The organism is Methanocella paludicola SANAE, from assembly GCF_000011005.1.
Taxonomy (GTDB): Archaea; Halobacteriota; Methanocellia; order Methanocellales; family Methanocellaceae; genus Methanocella; species Methanocella paludicola.
The window spans coordinates 1161887-1182692 of sequence record NC_013665.1; the positions used below are offsets into that span (position 1 = coordinate 1161887).

At 55.0% G+C, this 20806-nt stretch carries 17 protein-coding genes; 9 read left to right on the plus strand and 8 right to left on the minus strand.

Annotation, left to right across the window (positions count from 1 at the left end):
• The first annotated feature begins 68 nt into the window (after nucleotides 1–68).
• The 5 genes from MCP_RS05980 to MCP_RS06000 all read left to right on the plus strand — a co-directional run bounded on the left by MCP_RS05980 (nucleotide 69) and on the right by MCP_RS06000 (nucleotide 6325).
• Nucleotides 69–2132: a GAF domain-containing sensor histidine kinase gene (locus MCP_RS05980; RefSeq protein ID WP_128567061.1), complete on the plus strand. Its 2064-nt coding sequence runs from the start codon at nucleotides 69–71 to the stop codon at nucleotides 2130–2132.
• A 47-nt stretch (nucleotides 2133–2179) separates the two neighbouring features.
• Nucleotides 2180–3643 (plus strand): tRNA guanosine(15) transglycosylase TgtA, encoded by a 1464-nt coding sequence (gene tgtA / locus MCP_RS05985; RefSeq protein WP_012899931.1) that lies wholly within the window; start codon nucleotides 2180–2182, stop codon nucleotides 3641–3643.
• A 79-nt stretch (nucleotides 3644–3722) separates the two neighbouring features.
• Nucleotides 3723–4853 carry a methanogenesis marker 9 domain-containing protein gene (locus MCP_RS05990; RefSeq protein WP_012899932.1) on the plus strand — a complete coding sequence of 377 codons (1131 nt, stop codon included), beginning with the start codon at nucleotides 3723–3725 and terminating at the stop codon, nucleotides 4851–4853.
• 8 nt (nucleotides 4854–4861) lie between these two features.
• Nucleotides 4862–5755 carry a triphosphoribosyl-dephospho-CoA synthase gene (locus tag MCP_RS05995; RefSeq protein ID WP_012899933.1) on the plus strand — a complete coding sequence of 298 codons (894 nt, stop codon included), beginning with the start codon at nucleotides 4862–4864 and terminating at the stop codon, nucleotides 5753–5755.
• Between the two features lie 3 nt (nucleotides 5756–5758).
• Nucleotides 5759–6325, plus strand: coding sequence for a DUF447 domain-containing protein (locus MCP_RS06000; RefSeq protein WP_012899934.1), 567 nt, complete (start codon nucleotides 5759–5761; stop codon nucleotides 6323–6325).
• A 257-nt stretch (nucleotides 6326–6582) separates the two neighbouring features.
• Here MCP_RS06000 and MCP_RS06005 read toward each other — a convergent pair whose 3' ends face one another.
• The 3 genes from MCP_RS06005 to MCP_RS06015 all read right to left on the minus strand — a co-directional run bounded on the left by MCP_RS06005 (nucleotide 6583) and on the right by MCP_RS06015 (nucleotide 9152).
• Nucleotides 6583–7581, minus strand: a complete 999-nt coding sequence (locus tag MCP_RS06005; RefSeq protein ID WP_231845044.1) for a transposase — start codon at nucleotides 7579–7581, stop codon at nucleotides 6583–6585.
• A gap of 578 nt (nucleotides 7582–8159) precedes the next feature.
• Nucleotides 8160–8387 (minus strand): hypothetical protein, encoded by a 228-nt coding sequence (locus MCP_RS06010; protein WP_012899936.1) that lies wholly within the window; start codon nucleotides 8385–8387, stop codon nucleotides 8160–8162.
• Nucleotides 8388–8426: 39 nt separating this feature from the next.
• Nucleotides 8427–9152, minus strand: coding sequence for a DUF116 domain-containing protein (locus MCP_RS06015; RefSeq protein WP_012899937.1), 726 nt, complete (start codon nucleotides 9150–9152; stop codon nucleotides 8427–8429).
• Nucleotides 9153–9281: 129 nt separating this feature from the next.
• Here MCP_RS06015 and iorA point away from each other — a divergent pair, with 129 nt between their 5' ends.
• From iorA to MCP_RS06035, 4 genes are all read left to right on the plus strand, one after another.
• Entirely contained in the window at nucleotides 9282–11060 is a 1779-nt protein-coding gene (gene iorA / locus MCP_RS06020; RefSeq protein WP_012899938.1) for an indolepyruvate ferredoxin oxidoreductase subunit alpha, read from the plus strand.
• 2 nt (nucleotides 11061–11062) lie between these two features.
• A complete protein-coding gene (locus MCP_RS06025) occupies nucleotides 11063–11638 on the plus strand; it encodes an indolepyruvate oxidoreductase subunit beta (RefSeq protein WP_012899939.1) in 576 nt (191 codons plus the stop codon).
• Nucleotides 11639–11784: 146 nt separating this feature from the next.
• A complete protein-coding gene (locus MCP_RS06030; RefSeq protein ID WP_231845178.1) occupies nucleotides 11785–13059 on the plus strand; it encodes a phenylacetate--CoA ligase family protein in 1275 nt (424 codons plus the stop codon).
• Between the two features lie 81 nt (nucleotides 13060–13140).
• Nucleotides 13141–13662, plus strand: coding sequence for a pyruvate kinase alpha/beta domain-containing protein (locus MCP_RS06035; protein ID WP_012899941.1), 522 nt, complete (start codon nucleotides 13141–13143; stop codon nucleotides 13660–13662).
• Nucleotides 13663–13679: 17 nt separating this feature from the next.
• On the opposite strand, the gene MCP_RS06040 is transcribed toward MCP_RS06035, so the two are convergent.
• The 5 genes from MCP_RS06040 to MCP_RS06060 form a co-directional block, all read right to left on the minus strand.
• Nucleotides 13680–14114, minus strand: a complete 435-nt coding sequence (locus MCP_RS06040; RefSeq protein ID WP_012899942.1) for an ACT domain-containing protein — start codon at nucleotides 14112–14114, stop codon at nucleotides 13680–13682.
• 25 nt (nucleotides 14115–14139) lie between these two features.
• Nucleotides 14140–15441: a phenylacetate--CoA ligase family protein gene (locus tag MCP_RS06045; RefSeq protein WP_012899943.1), complete on the minus strand. Its 1302-nt coding sequence runs from the start codon at nucleotides 15439–15441 to the stop codon at nucleotides 14140–14142.
• Nucleotides 15442–15581: 140 nt separating this feature from the next.
• On the minus strand, nucleotides 15582–16883 hold the full coding sequence (locus tag MCP_RS06050) for a phenylacetate--CoA ligase family protein (protein ID WP_012899944.1): 1302 nt from the start codon (nucleotides 16881–16883) through the stop codon (nucleotides 15582–15584).
• Nucleotides 16884–17682: 799 nt separating this feature from the next.
• Entirely contained in the window at nucleotides 17683–19533 is a 1851-nt protein-coding gene (locus MCP_RS06055) for a hypothetical protein (RefSeq protein WP_012899945.1), read from the minus strand.
• 86 nt (nucleotides 19534–19619) lie between these two features.
• Nucleotides 19620–20804, minus strand: a complete 1185-nt coding sequence (locus MCP_RS06060) for an ABC transporter permease (protein WP_012899946.1) — start codon at nucleotides 20802–20804, stop codon at nucleotides 19620–19622.
• Nucleotides 20805–20806: the final 2 nt, after the last annotated feature.

Genomic DNA, 20806 nt, shown 5'->3' on the forward strand with positions numbered 1-20806 from the left:
TATTATTAAATATTGGGCCCGCAGGGCCGTAATCGCTATACGGAAACGCTATAAGGATAGATATATTTATGGCGGCCATGGCCAGCGCGGCCGGGAGCATGGAAGTGACGGCACAAAAGCATACCGATAGCCCGTTCGCAAAATATCATCTCATCTTCGACAGCGTACGGGACATCATCCTTCTCATGGACGAGGACGGCACTATCCTTGATGCTAACCAGGCCGCAGTCCAGGCATACGGCTACTCGAAAAATGAGCTGCGGGCCATGAACGCCAGCAAGCTGCGCAGCCCAGAAGAGCGGCAAAAGATGCGCGACCAGTGGGAACAATGCGGCGAGGGCGGCCTGTTCGAGTCCCTGCATATGCGCAAGAATGGGGCCACGTTCCCCGCCGAGATCAACCTTCGGTGGCTGCAGCTTGACGGCCGGCAGGTCATCGTGGCCGTCGTGAGGGATATCACCGAGCGTAAGCGTGCAGAGGACGAGCTTCAACGGGCGAACCGGTCGCTTCATGCCCTCTCGAAATGTGATGACGCGGTGATACATGCCGGCGAAGAAAAGAGCCTTTTAGAAAATGTTTGCCAGATCATCGTCGAGACGGGCGGGTACAGGATGGCATGGATCGGCTACGTGGAGCACGATGAAGCGAAGACCGTGAGGCCGGTGGCCCAGAAGGGCTACGAGTCCGGGTACCTGGAGAGCGTCCGCATTACCTGGGCCGACCGCGAGCGAGGACGCGGCCCGACCGGGGCGTCCATTCGCACGAAGTCCCCACACGTCATAAGAAATGTGCTTACCGACCCGAGTTTCGCCCCGTGGAGGGAGGAAGCGGTAAAGCGGGGCTATGCGTCGGTACTCGGCCTGCCTTTGATCTCCGAAGGTAACGTCTTCGGCGCCCTCACCATCTATTCCGGGCGCCCGGACGCCTTTGACGAGGTCGAAGTGGCGCTATTAAAAGAGATGGCCGACGACATCGCGTACGGCATCGTGTCACTTCGGTACCGGCTTCGGCAGACAGAGATCGAAAAGGCCCTGCGTAAGAGCCAGTATATTCTTGCGAAGGCCCAGGAGATCGCTCACGTCGGTAACTGGGCATGGAATCCGAGGATCGACGAGATGAGCTGGTCCGACGAGGGGTTCCGGATATTCGGCTATGAGCCCGGCTCAGTCCGGCTTACCCTCGAATGGTTCATTTCGCGCATATTTGAGGGCGATCGGGACAATGTCAGGGAGTTCGCGTACGCGGCAAGGGACGATAATAAGCTGGGCAGCATCGATTATCGTATCATGATGCCGGACGGCACGATCCGGTATGTCACCAGCGTGGCCGACAAGGTAGTGCGGGATCACGACGGCACGGCAAAATGGGTCTATGGCATCAGCCAGGACATCACGGAGCGCAAGCAGGCCGAGGTCGAGCTGCAGGAGGCAAAGGAACAGGCCGAACTATATGTCGACCTCATGGGACACGACATCAATAACATGAACCAGATCGGCATGGGCTACCTGGAGCTCGCGCTGCGGGCGCTCGAGCTCGAGGGAAGCCTGGGGCCGCAATACCGGACTTTTATCGAGAAGCCCTACGAGGCGTTCGAGAGCAGTTCCCGGCTCATTGATACCGTTATCAAGCTCCGGCGGGCGAAGGCCCTCGACATCCGAATGGAAGTCGTTGACCTTGGGCGGATCCTGGATGAAGCGAAAGCCCGATATTCTCTTGTCCCCGGGAGGAGCATTACCATTAACACGCATTACAGCCACGTCCGGCGATACCCCGTCATGGCCAACGTGCTGCTCGCCGACGTTTTCTCTAATCTGCTCGGGAACTCGATCAAGCATTCGGAAGGCCCCCTCGCCATCGACATCCGCCTGTCGCCCCGGGCTGAGCCGGATGGCAAGTACTATGTGGTGACGATCGAGGATAACGGGCCCGGCATACCCGACGACTTGAAGGCCGGCCTGTTCGCCCGCTTCCACCGTGGCAGGACCAAAGCAAAGGGCACGGGGCTCGGGCTGTTCCTGGTAAAGATGCTGGTGGAAAGCTTCAGCGGTAAGATATGGGTAGAAGACCGGGTGCCCGGGGACTTCAGGAAGGGCAGTAAGTTCGTGGTGGTGCTCCGCGCAGCCGATGAATAAATGATTTATAGTGCCTGTATGATTGTCATATTCGTCGTGGTAACCGGATGACCGACGTTTTCGAGATCACCAATAAGGACCTTTTAGGCCGTACGGGGAAGCTATATACGCCTCACGGCGTCGTGGACACGCCTACCGTCATGCCCGTCATCAACCCTAACCTGCGCCTCATCGAGCCCAAAGAGCTGAAACGCTATGGGGCACAGATGCTCATTACGAACTCATATATTATTTATAAAAGCGAGAAATGGCATGACAGGGCCCTTAAAGACGGTCTCCATGCCATGCTGGGCTTTGACGGCCCTATAATGACCGACTCCGGAGCCTTTCAGCTATCTGTATATGGCTCCGTGGAGGTCACGAACGAGTCGATCATCTCTTTCGAGCGGGATATAGGGACCGATATTGGCGTGCCTCTGGACATTCCCACGCCGCCTGATGTGCCTTATGAAAGGGCAAGGCAGGAGCTGGATATCACGCTGGAGCGGCTCGCTGCAGCCCGTGGATACTCTGGCAGGATGATGCTCGCCGGGCCCGTCCAGGGCTCGACGTACCCGGACCTCCGGGAAGAGGCGGCCCGCCGTACATACGCAATGGATTTCGACATATATCCACTGGGGGCGGTCGTGCCCCTGATGGAGGCTTACCGGTACAGGGACCTTGTAGACGTTGTCGTACGGAGCAAGATGGGCCTGGGCCCCGCGGCGCCCGTTCACCTTTTCGGCGCCGGCCATCCAATGATGCTGGCGCTCGCGGTCGCGCTGGGCTGCGACCTCTTCGATTCGGCAGCCTATGCACTATATGCAAAAGACGGCCGCTACATGACCGTTGATGGCACATATCATCTTGACCAGCTCCAGCATTTACCATGCAGCTGCCCCATATGCTCTAATTATTCGGTAAAAGAGCTGGCTGAGCTGGACGAAAAGACCCGGACCAGGCTGCTGGCAGAGCACAACCTGTATGCGACGTTCGCCGAGCTAAAGCTCATTAAACAGAGTATCGTGGACGGCGACCTGATGGAGTTAGTCGAGCGCCGCTGCCGTAGCCACCCGAAGATGCTGTCCGGCCTCAAGCGCATGATGGACTACTCGCCGTACATCGAGCAATTCGACCCGGCCACTAAGTCGACTTTCTTCTACCTGGGCCCCGAGTCATGCCGCAGGCCCGAAGTCATCCGGCATAATAGTCTTCTCAATAATATTCAGATATCCGGCAAAGCGCTGATCACGACCAGCAGGAGCGTAGACAGGGCCGGCTTCGACCAGGTATTTTATGTCAAGGTGCCCTTTGGCGTATACCCGGATGCACTTGGCGAAACCTATCCCATCGGGCAGTCCGAGAACATCGATGAGCTCGAGTGCGAAGCGAGGGACACCACGCTGGAGAACGTGCTGCAATTCATCATCGAGCATAACGAGGCCGAATTCACCTTCGCCTATGCGCCCTCCTGGGAAAGCCCGGTCATATCGCGCATCGGTGAAGTGGCCAATATTGCCCTGCTCGAATGAGCCGGCGGCCCTTCGACCAAAAACTACTTTTTTAACTTTGAACATTAATCTAGACATATCTGGTATACCTGGTGTTCCGATGTCCGATCTCTTTGACCTGAAAGCGGGTTACATAACCTTCAAAAATCCGGTAGCCGTCGCCTCGATGGCCGGCACGACCGATAGCGAGTTCTTTAAAAACTTCCCGGAAGCCGGCCTTTACATCCTGGGCGGCTACAGCATTGACGAGGCCACGATGAACGCGTCCCGGGAAATGGTGAAGCGGGGTAGGAAGGAATTTATCTCCGACGATATTTTTGCGTTTATAGAGTCTGAGCTCCGGAAAGTCACGGGCAAAGGCGTGGTTATCGGCATTAACGTGAGGGCCACGACACCGGAGCCGTTCCTCAGGGCGGCCGAGCTCGCGAAGAAATACGGCGCCATACTCGAGATAAACGCCCACTGCAGGCAGGAAGAGATGGCCGCCCTGAACGTGGGCGAGGCCATGCTCAAGGACCGCATCGCCCTCGCTCGCCTGGTATCGGACATCAAGAAGACGGGAGTCGTCCTTTCATTAAAAATGCGCTCCGGCGCCGTGGACGACGTCAAGCTCGCACGCATTCTCGAAAAGGCGGGCCTTGACATTCTCCACGTGGACGCCATGGGCATGAGGGGCACAAACTTGAACGCAATTAAAAAGCTCCGCGATTCTACAACTCTCTTTATAATAGGTAACAACTCAGTCAACAACTATGAGACCGCTCAGGCCATGTACTCGGCCGGCTCCGACATGGTCTCGGTGGCCAGGGCCGCCATGGCCAACCCGAAGCTCATCAAAGGCATCGTATCGTACATCGAGGACCAGCAAAAACAGACTGGCTGGTACAACGCCCCGTCTCACATATGCCGCGGCGGCGACCTGAGGGGGCTAACGTGGTGCTGTCCCCCCATCAAGGAGTGCCCGGTGCATGGGGCGCTCGCCCGGGCAAACCTGAGCCCCGAGAAGTTCGCCCGCATCAAGCTCAAATTCGGCGAGGGCACGAAGCTCGAGCGGGGAAGCACGACGTGCTTCGGAAGCATGGTCTGGTGCTGCAAGTTCAACAAGTCCTGTTATCTGCGGGAGGATTCCATGGCCGAGAACAAGCTCGACTATAAAGAATATACGGCCCTAAAAAAGAAGCTCTCGGAAGAGATCATGAGGAACATTGATAAGGAAAAAGTCGTGACTTAATATCTGTTATGGCTGGCCGTCTTACCCCTTCTTTCATCGCACGGTGTGCCGTGCTCTCCATGGCCCTGGAGGTTTCGGGCACCCCCAAGCCGGGCAACATCGATAGAGAACACGACTACGTGGGCACGAAGTACGAGGATTTTCTCGCTTCGGCCATCGGCGTGTATCCCGTCATGGAGAAGGCCTGCCGCGAAGGCGTAGGAGAGAGCGCTCCGCGCGGCATCGGATCCTTAATTCTTGAGGCTTCTGGCGAGAGCGTGCGCTGGCAGGGCGGCGGCAACACGCACTTTGGCGCCTACATACTGTTATTCCCTCTTATTAAGTCGGCCATGCGCGGGCCTCTCGACGAGCTAAGAGATAATGCCATCCAGGTCGTAAAAGAGACTACCATCCAGGATGCAGTCGACTTTTACCGTGCTTTCTCCATGGTCGATGTCCGTATGAAAGAGTCAAAGGATCTTAACTCAAATGAACGATCGCTGGATGTCAGCGACAGCAGCGCCCTGGACGAGCTTGGTAGGCGGGGGACCACCATGTACGACATCATGGAGATCTCTGCGAAGAACGACATGGTCGCCCGTGAGTGGGTAGAGGGTTTCCGCCTTAGCTTCCGCGCGGCGGAAAAGATACAGGGCAAGCGACGGACCGGCACGATGAACGACGCCACTGTCCTTACATTTCTTGAGCTCCTCGCCGAGGAGCCTGACACGCTGGTAGCTAAAAAATACGACATGAACAAGGCTATTTACGTGCAGGGCCTGGCAAACGACGTACTGGAGCGGCGCATGACACTTAAAGAGCTATCGAACAGGCTCTATGTCGAGAAGATCAACCCCGGCTCTACGGCGGACATAATCATAGCAGGGCTATTTATCTCCCTGCTCAACGGCATGAGGGTATGAGCCATGCCCGCTGCCATCGAGGACATACTCAGGGAAGGCATCAGCGAGGTCGTGGTCACCACTGTTTCGAAGAGCGGCATCCCGAATGCTGCTCCCATGGGCATTATCCGAAAAGACAATACGTACATTATCCGGATGTTTTCCGATACGACGACGTTCCGCAATGTCTCGGACACGGGCTTTCTGGTAGCCAATTTCATCACGGACCCTCGCATTTACGTCATTTCTGCTTTTCAGGATCTCTCGCCGGAATATTTCCGGTTCGAGGACGGCATGGTGCCCCCGAGGCTGAAGGACGCCGCAGGATGGGCATACTTTAAATGCCAGGTCGGGGAAGTCGTAAACCTGGAGCCCGTAACGGCAAAGACCGCAAAATGCACGCTGCCCGTATTCAGCAGGGCATTCGCTGCTGTCATCGAGGCCACGATAGTCGGTACCCGCCTCCGGTTCTACAAGAACAACGAGGGCGTTAAAAAGATCAAGGAGCACGAGGCCATCGTGAAAAAATGCGGCAGCCCGGCCGATATTGAGGCTATGAAAAAACTAAAAGAGATACTGAATATTTTTTAGGCAATTGTACGTTTATATGATGATAATTTTCTTCTGATTTCTATACTTGTTTTCCTTTATGCCGTCGTGGAGTGTCCTTAACCACAGGGGCGCAGAGCGCACGGGAGTTTCACAGACCGTACTTCCGATGTGGTCTTTTTTGGGCTGTTATCTAAGTGGTTGTTTTGTTGTGGGGTTTGTTGGTTGTTATTGTTAGAATTGGCTGAATAGCGGGGGTTTTTCAATGTTTTTTGATAGCTTGGGCTATCGGGTTGTCGCTAAGCAATCACTATCAGGGTTCTTGAGAGCCTGTGCTCTCCTATCAGCGATCCTTCAAGTCTCAGTAATTGTTTTACGAGTTTTTTCATCTCGTCGTTCCTGAAAAAGGTGTTGTTAACCATTCTTACGACCTGTACGAGGTTCATCAGGTAAAGGCTGATGCAATAGATAAGGTATCGGTAGGCTTTGTCGGTGCTGCATGTTCGTATCTTGTACTGGTTCTTCTCTTTAAAACCTGTTTCCACGTTGTTCCTTACGAAGTACCAGTCCATGAAATTCTGGACCAGTTCCGGGCACACGTCCATATTGCTGATCACTCCCACGTACTCCCTTTCTCGCTTCTTCTTGCTCTTGTTCCGTCCCTTTCTTTTGCCCTTTTCTTTTCTACCATCCTCTTTTTTCTCTTTCTTTTTCTCTTCGAGGTATAGCCATGCCCGTACCTGGTCTGTTTCGCCCTTTACTGTATACCGTAATTTGTATTCTCCCCGTTTTTTCGATTCCTCCCAGACATTGTCCGATGTCATGCTTTTCCTGAGGGGGATCACGAATTGCATGCCCAAGTCATCCACGGTTTTGAGGATGGTGGCATTGTAGAATCCCCGGTCGAACAGGACGACGTCAACCAGGACATGGCTCATTGTCTTTTCAAGGAGGACTCGTACAATGTCCGAGAGTTTATCGTTCGTAGTGACGGGCATACATGCCAGAGCGAGCTTGCGGCTCTCGTCTACAAGGGAGGCCACGGCGTACCGGAGGACGTACGTGTTCTTGTTAAGGCCCTTTTTAGGGTGCACGTACTCGTCCTCCACTCCCCAGTGCTCCACATCGTTCAAGTCGATGGCAATAGCACAGCCATGCAGGTCCACCAATTTGGCCTGACACTCGAAGAACCAGTCAGCTCCCCGTATCACATCGTCCATGGAGTACTTGAAAAACTGGAAGAAACTGTCCGGAGGGAGCCCCCCGTAATTGTTATACACAGATTCCAGGCTCTTCATTCTCACGGACGCGTTAACAAGACACCTTGCATAACCCATGCTTCGGGGAAAATCAAACAGGCTTGCGAACCGGCGCGCGAAAAGATTTATATCAACATGCCTAACGCTACAAACGCGGGGACTGTGAGGAGTTTTCATTCTTACCAACAAGCCCCTTACACCCCCGCCCTTAAATACTAAAACTTATTCTACCACCACAACCCCTAACAAAACAACCTCGGAACTACGGACAGAGTTTTTCTTTTATTATTTGAGGCTCAGAGGCCACAGAGCCCGGTTTATTGGCTTACCCGGGGCACAGAGTTATTAGAGGCAGGGTTGACCAATAAACAATTTAAGAGTAATAGAATAATGCAAGTATGGAGTGGTTTATCTTCAGCTATGCCTCATTAAACTCTGTGCCCCAGGCATATTATAAACCCGTCCTCTGCGGCCTCTGAGTCTCCATCTATAAAAAAATCTCCGTGAACTCCCGTGCGCTCTGCGCCTCTGTGGTTAAGGACACTCCACGACGGCATAACATGAAAAGGATTAAAATGTATTATCCCCGGAACAGCGGATGAATCAAATTTAGGGGCTCAATGCTTTCTCGCGAGCATACTGATGATGCCGCCCAGCAATCCAAGGATAAATCCCACCGCCGCCAGGAACGGCGCAAGCCCTCCCATTGCGCCTATGGGTATGCCGAACGCCTGCAGGCCGCTGACGAGCGCATTACTAAAGTTCGGGAAGAACCCAAGAAGCCAGCCTATGATATAGCCGAAGACCGCGCCGAAGACGGCGCCCAGTATGACTCCTAAGACCATCGTGACACCTTTTAATAATTGAATATTATTGTGTGAATATTAAAAGGTTTGGTCCTTTGAGGCCGGCTGTTCCGCTGGCTGTACGGGCTGGACCGAAGGGTCGGACACGTTCATGACCTCGAAAAGCTTATCCCAGTCGAGCACCGTGCTCACGCAGCCGGACTTATCGAGCACCACGCCCACGGCGGGTATCTTATTCTTATGCATGAGGTCCAGGCCTTCCTTGACCTCGCACAGGCAGCCCACGCCGATGATGCCCTCCGGGCGGTATTTCCGGATCATGCGGACGATGAAGCTGGAGCCGGGCACCACGAATAACATGTAGCCGAGCCTCTCGGCCTCTTTCTTCGCCCTTGTGATGTCGCACAGCCCGCAGTCCTTGCACTTGATGCCTTCCGGGGACAGCCTGGCGGGGCAGTCGACCGAGCGCAGGCACTGGGGGATGAAGACCGCCCTCTTTTCGAAGGGTATCTTGCTGAACGTGGCCCACATGGCCCTGTTCTTCATGTCGATGCTGATGCGGTCGATGTTAGAGTCGTCGAACCCGAACAGCCGGGTAACCGCCTTTATGGGTCCCTCGAAGAACATGATGCCCAGGACCAGCAGGTTAGGGAATAGTACTTTGCCCGTCTTGATCGTATAGATAAGCAGTAGCGTGGCGATGACCACGATCATGATCGACAGGATGAGCAATAAAAGTAATATGGAGCCTAGTATTATCGCTAGAAAGTTGAACACCGATATTATGTCGTCCAGGAGGGCCATTAGATTAAAACAAATTACGGGTAGATATAAATATATTGTGGGTAAAGGGTTGCAGTGACGGCGATATTCAGCCTGCCGTCACTTTAAAGTTTATATAGTTACGTTCTAAGTTATCTAAGAAGGTGCCATATGAGTAAAGAGTATATGCTGGGTAATGATGCCATTGCCCGAGGATTGCTGGAGAGCGGCGTCGACGTCGCCACGGGATACCCGGGCACGCCTTCCTCCGAGATCCTCACGACACTGGCCCCGTCGGCCAGAGACCGCTTTCATATCGAATGGTCCGTTAACGAGAAGGTGGCGCTCGAGGTGGCTGCCGGCGCGTCCTGGGCCGGCGCCCGGTCCGTCTGCACGATGAAGCACGTCGGCCTCAACGTCGCTGCCGACCCCTTCATGACCCTGTCGCACACGGGCGTCGTGGGCGGCTTAATTCTTATTTCGGCGGATGACCCTGCCTGCCATTCGTCGCAGAACGAGCAGGACAGCCGCATTTACTCGAAGTTCGCCAAAATTCCCTGCTTTGACCCGCAGTCTCCCCAAGAGGCCAAGGACATGGTGGCTTACGCCTATGCCTTCTCCGAGAAGCACGGCATACCTGTCATGCTACGGCCCACGACCCGTATCTCCCACGCCAAGTCGGACATTGAGGTCCATGATATCACGGAGCGCCAGAAAAACATCGAGTTCAAGAAGGACGCCGAGCGGTTCGTGGTGCTGCCGAAGCACACGCGTGTCCTGCTTAAGAAACTGAACGCAAAGCAGGACTCGATGCGAAAAGAGCTCGCCGAATCGCCCTGGAACAAGCTTGATCTAAAGAAGGGCGCAAAGCTGGGCATCATCGCGTCGGGAGTGGCCAGCACCTACGTGGAAGAGGCGCTGGAGACCTTAGGCACCCCCGTCTCCTACCTCAAGATCGGCGCATATCCCATAGACCCCGAGCTAATAAAGAAATTAGCCGGCAGTGTCGAGCGCATCCTCGTCATAGAGGAGCTTATGCCATTCGTGGAGGAGCAGGCCCGGATGTATGCCGATAACGTGCTCGGCAAGATGACCGGCGATGTGCCCCATGAGGGCGAGTTCGACACGCTACTCGTATCGAATATCATCCGCAGGGTCGCCGGAAAGCCGCTGCTGCAGAACCATGACGTTAAGCTCGACTTCGAGCTCCCCGCCAGGCCTCCGGCAATGTGCGCCGCATGCCCGCACAGGGCTACCTTCTACGTCCTGAAGAGCGTCTTCAAGGAGGACTCCATTTTCGCCAGCGATATCGGCTGCTACACCCTGGGAACGCAGCTATCCGCCGTCGATACGTGCATCTGCATGGGCGCGAGCATCACCGTCGCCTCGGGCCTGAGCTTTGCCGGCGTGAAGAATAAGATCGCCTGCACCATCGGTGACTCGACGTTCCTGCACACGGGCATTCCCGGCTTGATAAATGCGGTATACAACAAGGCCGACATCACCGTCGTCATCCTCGACAACCGGACCACCGGCATGACGGGCCACCAGCCCAACCCGGCGACCGGCGAAACCATACTCGGCGAGCCGGCGGCCGAGATATCCCTCGAGTCCATCGTGAAGGCGTGCGGCGTCCAGTCCATGCAGGTCATCGACCCGTTCGACCTGGAGACCTCGAAGGCCGCCTTCAAGAAGGCCTACAACACGGAGGGTGTCAAGGTCATCATCGCCCGCCAGCCCTGCGTCATAACGGCAAAGAGAATGGGCATCCGCAGGCAGCAGTACGAGGTCCTCGAGGACTTGTGCGAGGGTTGCAAGCGCTGCGTGAAGTTCGGCTGCCCGGCCATGGAAGTGCGGAATGGCAAGGCGTTCATTAACGATACCTGCGCCGGATGCGCCATGTGCACGAAGATATGCCAGTTTGGCGCCATTAAGGCGAAGGGGGTGTGAGCATGGATAAGTTCGACTTACTCATCGTCGGCGTCGGCGGCCAGGGCGTCATATTAGCCTCGGACATCATCGGAAAAGCGGCAGTACAGGAAGGCCTGCCCGTCCGCTCAGCGGAGACTCACGGGATGGCCCAGCGCGGCGGCGCCGTGGAGAACCACGTCCGGATCGGCTGCAAGTACGGGAGCCTCATACCCGCGGGCGGCGCTGATTGTTTAATGAGCATGGAGCCCCTGGAGGCGCTCCGGTTCGCGAAATACCTTAACACGAAGGGCCTCGCCGTCATCAACACCGAAAAGATCGTGCCGGTGACCGTGAACCTGGGCAAGGTGCCTTACCCGGAGCTTGATACCATCCGGGATACGATGAAGGGCCTGTGTGCCGAGGTCAAGATGGAGGACTATACGGCGCTGGCGAAAAAGGCGGGCGCCGTGCAGGCGCTCAACGTCGTCATGATCGGGGCCGTGTCGAAGTACCTGCCCATCAGCCAGGAAACCCTTAAGGAAGTCATCGCTAAGTCCGTGCCGCCTAAGACGGTGGCCGTGAACCTCAAAGCGTTCGACCTCGGGCGTGAGGCATAACTCGCCCCTTTTTCCTTTTTTATCAATATTGCCAATCACGAAAGATATTAATATAGTCAAATACACCTACGTATATAGTTGTACGTAGGCGACCAAAAATGAACGCACAAGCTTCATTTCATGACGACGCTAATAGTCCCAGCACTATGAGCGACATCCTTTATATGCCCAGGAAAGAGCTGGAGGAACTACAGAGCAAGCGGCTCCGGGCTGTCGTGAAGAAGGTTTACGAGAATAACGCTTTTTACAGGAAAAAGCTCGACGATATGGGGCTCAAGCCCGGCGATATCAAGGGCATCGAGGACATTCGCAAATTACCGTTCACCGAGAAGACCGACTTCAAGGATAACTATCCATATGGCCTCCTGTCGGTCCCGAGAAATGAGATCGTGCGGATGCACGCATCGTCAGGGACGACGGGCAAGCCCACCGTGGTCTTTTACACGAAAAATGATATTAAGACGTGGGCAAAGATGTTCGCCCGCTGCCTGGAGATGGCCGGCGTCAGGAAGGACGACGTGTTCCAGGTAACGCCAGGCTATGGGCTGTTCACCGGCGGCCTGGGTTTCCATTATGGCGGCGAAGAATTAGGTTGCATGGTCATCCCGATGGGGCCCGGCGACACTAAAAAGCAAATTGACATGATGCGGGACTTTGGTACGACCGTGCTCGGCGGGACGGTCACGTACTCTCTCCGCCTGGCGGAAGTCTGCAAGGAGATCGGCATCGACCCGAAGAGCCTGGGTCTCAGGGTCGGCATCTTCGGCGCCGAGCACTGGTCAAACGGCATGAAGGACAAGATCGAGGGCATCTTCGGCTTCGAGGCCTTCGACATCTACGGCATGACCGAGATGTTCGGCCCGGGCATCGGCCTGGACTGCCCCAGGCACGAGGGCATCCACATCTGGGAAGACCATTTCATCATTGAGATCCTGGACCCGAAAGGCGAGCCATGTGCCGAAGGGGAGAGGGGCGAAGTCGTGCTCACGACGCTGACGAAGGAAGGCATACCCTTACTGCGCTATAAGACGCATGACCTGAGCCGGATGCTGGGCTATTGCTCCTGCGGCAGGACGCACCGCATCATCGACCGCGTCAGCGGCCGTACTGACGACATGGTCATCGTCCGGGGCGTCAACGTGTTCCCCGGCCAGATCGAGTCCGTGCTCATGAAGTACCCGCAGGTCGGCCCCGAGTGGTACGCCTATGCCTACCGCAATGAATTCGGCTCCATGGACCACCTGCAGGTCAAGGTCGAGGCCACCGGCACCACCAAGGAACTGCTCCAGATCCGGGAGCCCATGATCAAAGAGCTTACCTCGACGCTGATGGGCCTCAAGCCCGAGCTGGTCTTCGTGCCGACAGGCACGCTTCCGAGACAGGAAAAGAAGACGAAGCGGCTTATTGACCAGAGGAAATGAACCATTCGCCTTAATTTCATCGCAGAGGAACCAATAGCTTAATGATATATCGCTACTATTATAATTTTAAGGGGGTAGAGTATGAAAAAAGAGATGATATATTATTACATGGCGCCGGGTGACCGGAATACGAACACGACCCTTAAAACGGTCCGTGAGTGGGCCCTGAAGTATAATATCAAGAGAGTCCTTGTGCCTTCGAAAAGCGGCCAGACCGCCCAGAAGGCTTACAACTTATTCAAGAACACCGGAATTATCCTGACGATCGTGGGCACTGATCCCAATATCTTTTCGAGCGAGATACTGGCACAGTTACGGAGTAATGGCACAAAAGTCGTCTTCTATAAGGACGTGCCGTACACCTATACTCAGGACATGAAGACCGCCTACCGGCGCATGGGCGAAGGCTTCAAGGTCGCCGTTGAGCTGGGCATCATCGCCGCCTACCTGGAAGAGGGCGATATTAACGACGTTATAACGCTCGGCGGCACGAAAAAGGGCGTCGATACGGCGCTCGTCATCCGGCCTGCAAAGTCAGATACGTTCGACCAGCTAGAAGTCAGAGAAATCATAGCCAAGCCGCGATCTATTAAAATGGCATAAAAACATTAATAAAAAAATTAGATCTGGCTAATTTCTTTATCGTCGACAATACGGATCTTAGCCTCTTTAAGGACCTTGAGCGCCTCTTTGACGTTATCCACACGGATAATGAGCAATGCCAGGTTAGAGGTCGTAACGAACGCGTAAGCATAGTCGATGTTCACGTTATTCTTGCCCAGCACATTGGCGATCGCATGCAGCCCGCCGGGCACATCCTTCATCTCGACCCCTACGACATCCGTCTCCGAGACGGCAAAACCCTGCCCCTGCAGCGTCTTATAGGCCTTATCCGGGTCGTCGACCACCATGCGTATAACGCCAAAATCGCCGGCCTCAGCTATCGTAAAAGCACGGATATTGACCTTAGCCTTCGACAACGTCTCGGCGATCTTCGAAAGCCTCCCCGGCTTATTCTCAGCGAACAGCGAAATCTGCTTGATCGTGCCACTCATAAACAACTCTCCGAAATGTAATCCCTTAAACCTTTCTCCTGTCGATGACCTTCTGCGACTTGCCCTGGGATCTGGGCAGCGTTCCCGTCTCGACCAGCTCCACTTTCGTCGCGAGCTGCAGGACCTTCTTGAGCTCGTACTCGATCTTCTTCTCGAGCTTCATGAGGTCGGCCAGCTTATCGCTGAATGCGGCCCGGGTGACCTCGACCCGCACCGTCAGGTCGTCCAGCTCTCCTTTGCGGTCGGCTATGATCTGGAAGTGCTCCCCGACTTCGGGGATGGTCATCAGGACCGACTCGATCTGGCTCGGGAACACGTTGATGCCGCGGATGATGAGCATGTCGTCGGCCCGGCCCAGGATGCGCATGATCCTCGGGTGGGTCCTGCCGCATTCGCACTCCTCGTTATTCAGTATCGTGATGTCGCCGATCTTATACCGTATCAGCGGCAGCGCTTCCTTGGACAGCGTCGTGACGACCAGCTCGCCTTTTTGTCCGTCCTTGACAGGGTCGCCGTTCTTATCGATGACTTCCAGCAGGAAGTGGTCGGCCCAGACGTGGATGCCGTTCTGCGCTTCGCATTCCGTGAACAGGGGCCCGGACAGCTCGGATGTGCCGTAGATATCATAGGCCTTGATGCCCATGCTCGTCTCGATGCGCTTACGGGTTTCAAGCGACCATGGCTCAGCGCCTAATATCGCTGTCTTGAGGCTGGTATCGTCCTTCACGCTGATGCCCATCTTCTTCGCCACCTCGTTCATGTGCAGCAGGTACGAAGGCGTGCACGCGATGGCCGTTGCCTTGAGGTCGACCATGAGCTCGATCTGGCGCTCGGTATTGCCTACGCCCATGGGGATGACGCTCGCCCCTATCTCCTCGGCTCCATAGTGCAGCCCGAGGCCGCCGGTGAACAGGCCGTAGCCATAGCTCACCTGAATGATGTCTTTCCGGCCGAGGCCGCAGGCCGTCAGCGCACGGGCCAGCGACGTGGTCCAGCAGTCCACGTCCCCCCGCGTATAGCCGACTACCGTGGGCTTGCCGGTGGTGCCCGACGAGACGTGGAAACGCACGACCTGGTCTAGCGGGACGCAGAACATGTTGGTCGGGTAATTATCCCGCAGGTCCTTCTTATAAGTAAAAGGAAGCTTCGTGATGTCGTCAAGTGTCTTGATCTGCTCGGGCTTCACGCCCGCCTCTTTAAAGCGATTGCGATAGAAAACGGATGACCTGTATACGGTATCGACGAGCTGGCGGAGCTTCCTTTCCTGGATCTCCTGCAGCTCTTCCAGGGGCGCTCTCTCGATCCGAGAGTTCCAGTAATCAAGCATAGGCATATTTTTACCTCACTATCTTATGCACGCTGAGCGATATTTATAGTCTGTAACGTCGCTGTCCGTACTTCAACGGACTAATATATTATCCACATTCGATTTATCGGACGATATACAATTATCTGCTGCAATATATATTAAATGCTCGTCCTCATGTCGATGACTTTCTTGCTCTTGCCCTCGAACCGGGGGAGGCTGCCCTTTTCGACGAGCATGACGTTCGTACGCAGGTTTAGCTGCTCCTTTAGCTTCTTCGTGACGGTGCCGGTGACCTTCTTCAGGTCGCCCAGCTCGCCCGAGAACGCCCGGTCGCTCATCTCGACCTTTACCGTCATCTCGTCCATGTGATTGACCCGCTCAAGCACGACCTGGAAGTACTCGCCCACTTCGGGCATGTCCATGAGTACGTGTTCGATCTGGCTGGGGAACACGTTGAGCCCTCTAATAATAAGCATGTCGTCGGCGCGGCCAAAGAACTTTGTTATTTTCCGGGCCGTACGGCCGCATTCGCACTCACCGTCCATGAGTTTCGTGATGTCGCCCGTACGATAGCGTATCAGGGGCATCGCTTCCTTGCACAACGTAGTGAGCGTTAGCTCGCCTTTTTCTTCGGGGTCACATGGCTCGCCCCGCTTATCGAGCACTTCCAGGATAAAAGCATCCTCCCAGATATGGAGGCCATCCTGCTCCTTGCATTCGAAGCCGACGCCCGGCCCCATCATTTCCGACAGGCCGTATGAGTCGTATGCCTTGATCCCGAAGGACTTTTCCAGCTCTTTCCTGGTATTCACGGACCACGGCTCGGCGCCGAACAGCCCGATCTTTATAGGCAACGAGCCCGGCTCGATGCCCAGCTTCTTCGCCGTCTCCGCGATGTAGAGCGCATAGGAGGGCGTAGCGTGAAATGCCGTAACTCCGAAGTCCCGGATCATCTCGATCTGTTTCTGGGTACTGCCGGTGCCACTCGGGACGACAGCGCATCCCAGCCTTTCGGCGCCGGCATGAATGCCCAGGCCCCCTGTGAATAATCCATAATTGGCCGCGTTCTGGAACACGTCGCCCGGCCTGACCCCGGCCATATAGAAGCATCTTGCCATTAACTCGGCCCAGACCTTGAGGTCGTTCTTCGTGTACCCGACGACCGTCGACTTGCCGCTGGTGCCCGACGACGCATGTAACCGGTTGATCTTGCTCCGGGGCACCGCGAAAAGCCCGAACGGGTAGTTATCCCTCAGGTCCGTCTTCTTCGTGAATGGCAGCTTTCGGACGTCGTCAACGGATTTGATGTCTGAAGGCCTGACTCCCGCCTCATCGAACTTTTTCTTATAGAACGGCACATTTTTATAAACGCTGTTGGCTGACTTCTTGAGCCTCTTGAGCTGCAGCTCTTCCAGCTGCTTTCTCTTCATTGTCTCGAACCTGGGCTGCCAGTATTCCATGTAGCTTCCTCAATTGAGATATATGCTACCATATAACATGGTTTGGGCATATAAAGGTGTCGATTGTCGTTACATGGGGCTTAAAATTATTTATTCTGGATTGTGTTGAGTAAATGGTTCAAAATATCTCATATTCTCGTTTTTCGGCATACTTCCCGCAAATTAGTTCGGTCGGTATCACTCACATTTCTTCGATCTTGTGGGCGCTGGATTGTCCGGTCGGTATCACGAACTTCACTAAAGGAATTAAAACACGAACTGTTTTTAAGATTTTACTCACAAAAGCCCTGAGCCCCGAACTCACTGTCAATGCCCTAATGGACTAATCCACAGGGCAGTGCTCGAAATCACTAATGCTCTAACCCGAAACGAAGGCTCTAAAACACGAACGCACGTTTGAAACGCTAAACGATAGAGCACGAACACTCAAAGGCACGGCTAAAACTCCAACGACACCAAGCTTAAGCGCTTAAACCTTATGGTTCCTACCGGGCTTTTAGAGTGTTTGTGCATGACTGTTTCGGGTTTCAAACGTGTCTTCGAGCTTTAGAGCCTTCCTTTCGGGTTAGAGCCTTCGAGAATTCGAGCACTGCCCCGAGTATTGGAGAGTTCGAGCGTTGACGGTGTTTTAGTACCTTAGAGCTTTCGTGAGTAAAATCTTAAAGAAAAATTCGTGGCTTATTTCCTTTGGTGAGGTTCGAGATACCGACCGAACTAATCAGCACACACGGGGCATAAGAAATGTGAGTGATATCGACAGAACAGTTCAGCTCTATATGAAATAACGCATAAAATAAAACTATGATGTCGGCTTCTCATCGGAAATATCGTAATGGCCCTGCTCTGGCGGCACATCGCTCGAACCGTCGATCTCCTGGGGCGGAAGCTCCTCGATGGGATATTCCTCGACTTCCCGGTGCTTTTCGGGCAGGTCGATGATATTGAAGATACCGTGGCCCTCGGCCAGGTCGAAGTAGGCCGCATAGTCGAGCACGGTCTGCCTCAGCTCTTTGGTCGCCGAGATCTCCTGAAGCTGCACGACAGCAGTATTCAGGTTATTGATGTCGGCGTCCTCGCGGTAGACGAGTATGAGCTCTTTAAGGGGAGCATAAACGATCACGCGGTCGCCCAAATTAACATTCACCGCGTCCAGCAGCCCTTTCACGAAGGCCGGGTGCACCATGATGTCGCAGGCGTTGTTGCTCAGGGCGCCAACGATGACGTCCTTGCCGAACTTACCGGCATGCGCCTCTACGTTGATGCGCAGGCTGTCCAGCTCCTCCTCGAAGGCGTCGTCGAGGTCCTTACGCTCGACAAGCCATTCCGCCAGGTCGGTCTTCCTGACCGGGTTCACGTGCTGGCCGCAGGCCGTCGAGTACAGGATCACGATGCCTTCCCTCTCCTCGTAGACGAGGTCCAGGACACCGGGCGTCGACTTTATCCAGGAGGCGGGCTCGATGGACTTGAGAATGAACGCAGGGCGGCCGCACTTGCAGACTGGATGGAACTTCTCGTTCTTGCTGAGCACGTCCTTTAATTCCGCGGTCAGGTCGCGCGTCCCTCCCTTAGGCATGGGCGAGTAGGGGTCGATCTTCTGTGATTCGCCGGTGCGTGGGTTGATGATCTCCAGCATGTCCCCGTCGAGAGCGAACTCATAAGTCGGCAGGTCACGGCGTAATAACTTCAGCAACGACTCGGCGGAGTACACCTTATTAACGGCGATATCCACCTTCTCGTCGATGGCCTCCTGCAGGGTCTTACCGCGGAAGGCGGCCGAGCGGATGATATCCTTGAACGAAAAGTACGCGCTGAACGGCTTCTTCTCTATACGGCACGTATCCTCTTTGATCGTATAGCCGATGTCCTCGCGCTTGAGCGTGCCCTCCACCAGTTTCTTGACGACCTGGGAGTCGATGACGACCGAGGCGTCGATGCGGTTCTTCTTAATGTCGTCCACGAACTCAGGCATCCACTCTTTGAACGAGTCCTTAGGCGCCTCTCTCTCGCCGTCGATCTCGCTGAGCTTGATGACCACGGCGCTGCTGCCAGGCCAGCTCGGCCCGACGATCTCCCTGGTCGAGACGTCGGCGTGGGGAATATCTCCGGGAACGGCGACGATAACATAGCCTCTCTCGATGTTGTAGGCCTGGATGCTCCGGGTCTCCTTGACCGTGCTGAGCATCCGCTTCCAGGTCTCGCGGACGCTGAACACGTGGCCGAAGGCGTCGTACATGTACCGGAAGTCCATGATGTTGCTAAGTTCTTCCCGCACTCCCTTCAGGTCCATCCGGTAAAAGGTCACGAACTCGCTGTCCGCCGTGACCTCGGCCTCCAGGTCCAGCCCGACGTCGGGGAAAAAGTGACTGTACTGGGCGATGATGATATTCTTATAAGTAAGCTTGTTCCCGCACACGCAGTTATGGGTCTCGAAACGGTATCCTGAGACGGTGTGCAGGAAGCTGTCCAGGCTCAACGTATGGAAGAACAGCGGCTTCATGACCGTGTTGTTATGCGAGCACCGGGGGCAGAAGAACGTGATGATGGCCCCGTCGTTGTGTTTTTTATCGCTGATGGCGTAAAGCCTGGCCTCGACCAGCTTTTCGACATATTTAGGGTTAAGGCTACCCTCACCCTGTTCCGGTACCGTCATAGTGAACAGTGTTTATAATGTAATCATAAGCTATAATCTTTTTTCTTATGGCGCCTTTTAAAAAAAGAAGGGTAGAGGTAAAACCCCTACCTCGTCATCGCTCTCCTGAACACCGGTATGGCGATCAGCAGCATTATCGCGCCGAAGACTATCAGGATCGCCACTTCGGGAACTATATCGCTGATCCCCGCCCCGAGGATCATGACTTTCCGCATCGCCGTCACGGCATAGGTCAGCGGCAGCAGGTTCGAAACCCACTGCATGAACCACGGCATTTGCTGAATGGGGAAGAATACGCCCGTCAGGAACATCATGGGGAACTGCAGTACGGTCATCAGGATCATCGCCGTCTCCTCGTTATTCGAAAGTGCGGTCAGCAGTATGCCCAGGCCGATGAAGCTAAAGATCCCCAGCAAAAGCACGCCACCTGTCAATAGAATGCTCCCCTGTACCGAGACTCCGAATATCAGTATGGCGATCGCCATCACGATAATGCCCTGGATGAACCCGCGTACCGTCTGGGCTAACGTCTTGCCCATGATGATCGAGATCTCGTTCACCGGGGCGGCCAGGATGCCATCGAAGGTGCCTATCTCCTTCTCATGGGCAATTGCCCGGGGGATGCCGGTCATGGCGCCCATCATAACGATCATCATCAGCAGCCCGGGGGCCACGAAGCTGAAGTAGTTCATGTTACCGGGCACTGTTCCCTGAGCGTTCACCTTGAGCGGGGCGATCACAGCCTGCGGGTCCACGGTCTGATTGGCTTTAACGCTGAGCATCTGCACCTTCATGGCGCCTTGCATGGAGCCGATGATGTTGATGACCGACGTGCCGATGCCCTGCATGACCATCGATATCTGGGGCTGGCTGTTATCCGAAAGGATGGTGATATTCGCCTGCCTGCCCTGCGCCTGCTGGGCGCCGAAGCCCTGCGGCACGATGATCGCTCCGTACACCTGGCCCCTGGTGATCATCGTCCTCGCCTCGTCCTCGGTCGCAACGGAGGTGAGGGCCATCATGTTCGATTTATCGTTCAGCGTCTGCATCTGGGCGATGAGCTGCTGGCTGGCCTGGCTGTGGTCCAGGTCCGCCAGCGCGACCGGTATATCGCTATACGTATTTCCCGTTGGGAATATGAACCCCGTCATGATCAGCATGAAAAACGGCATGAGGAACAGGAAGATCAGGCCGATGCGGTTACGCTCGAACTCCAGCAGGTCTTTGACGGCGATGCGGTAGCTGTCCTGTAAGGTCTTGATAACGCCCATAG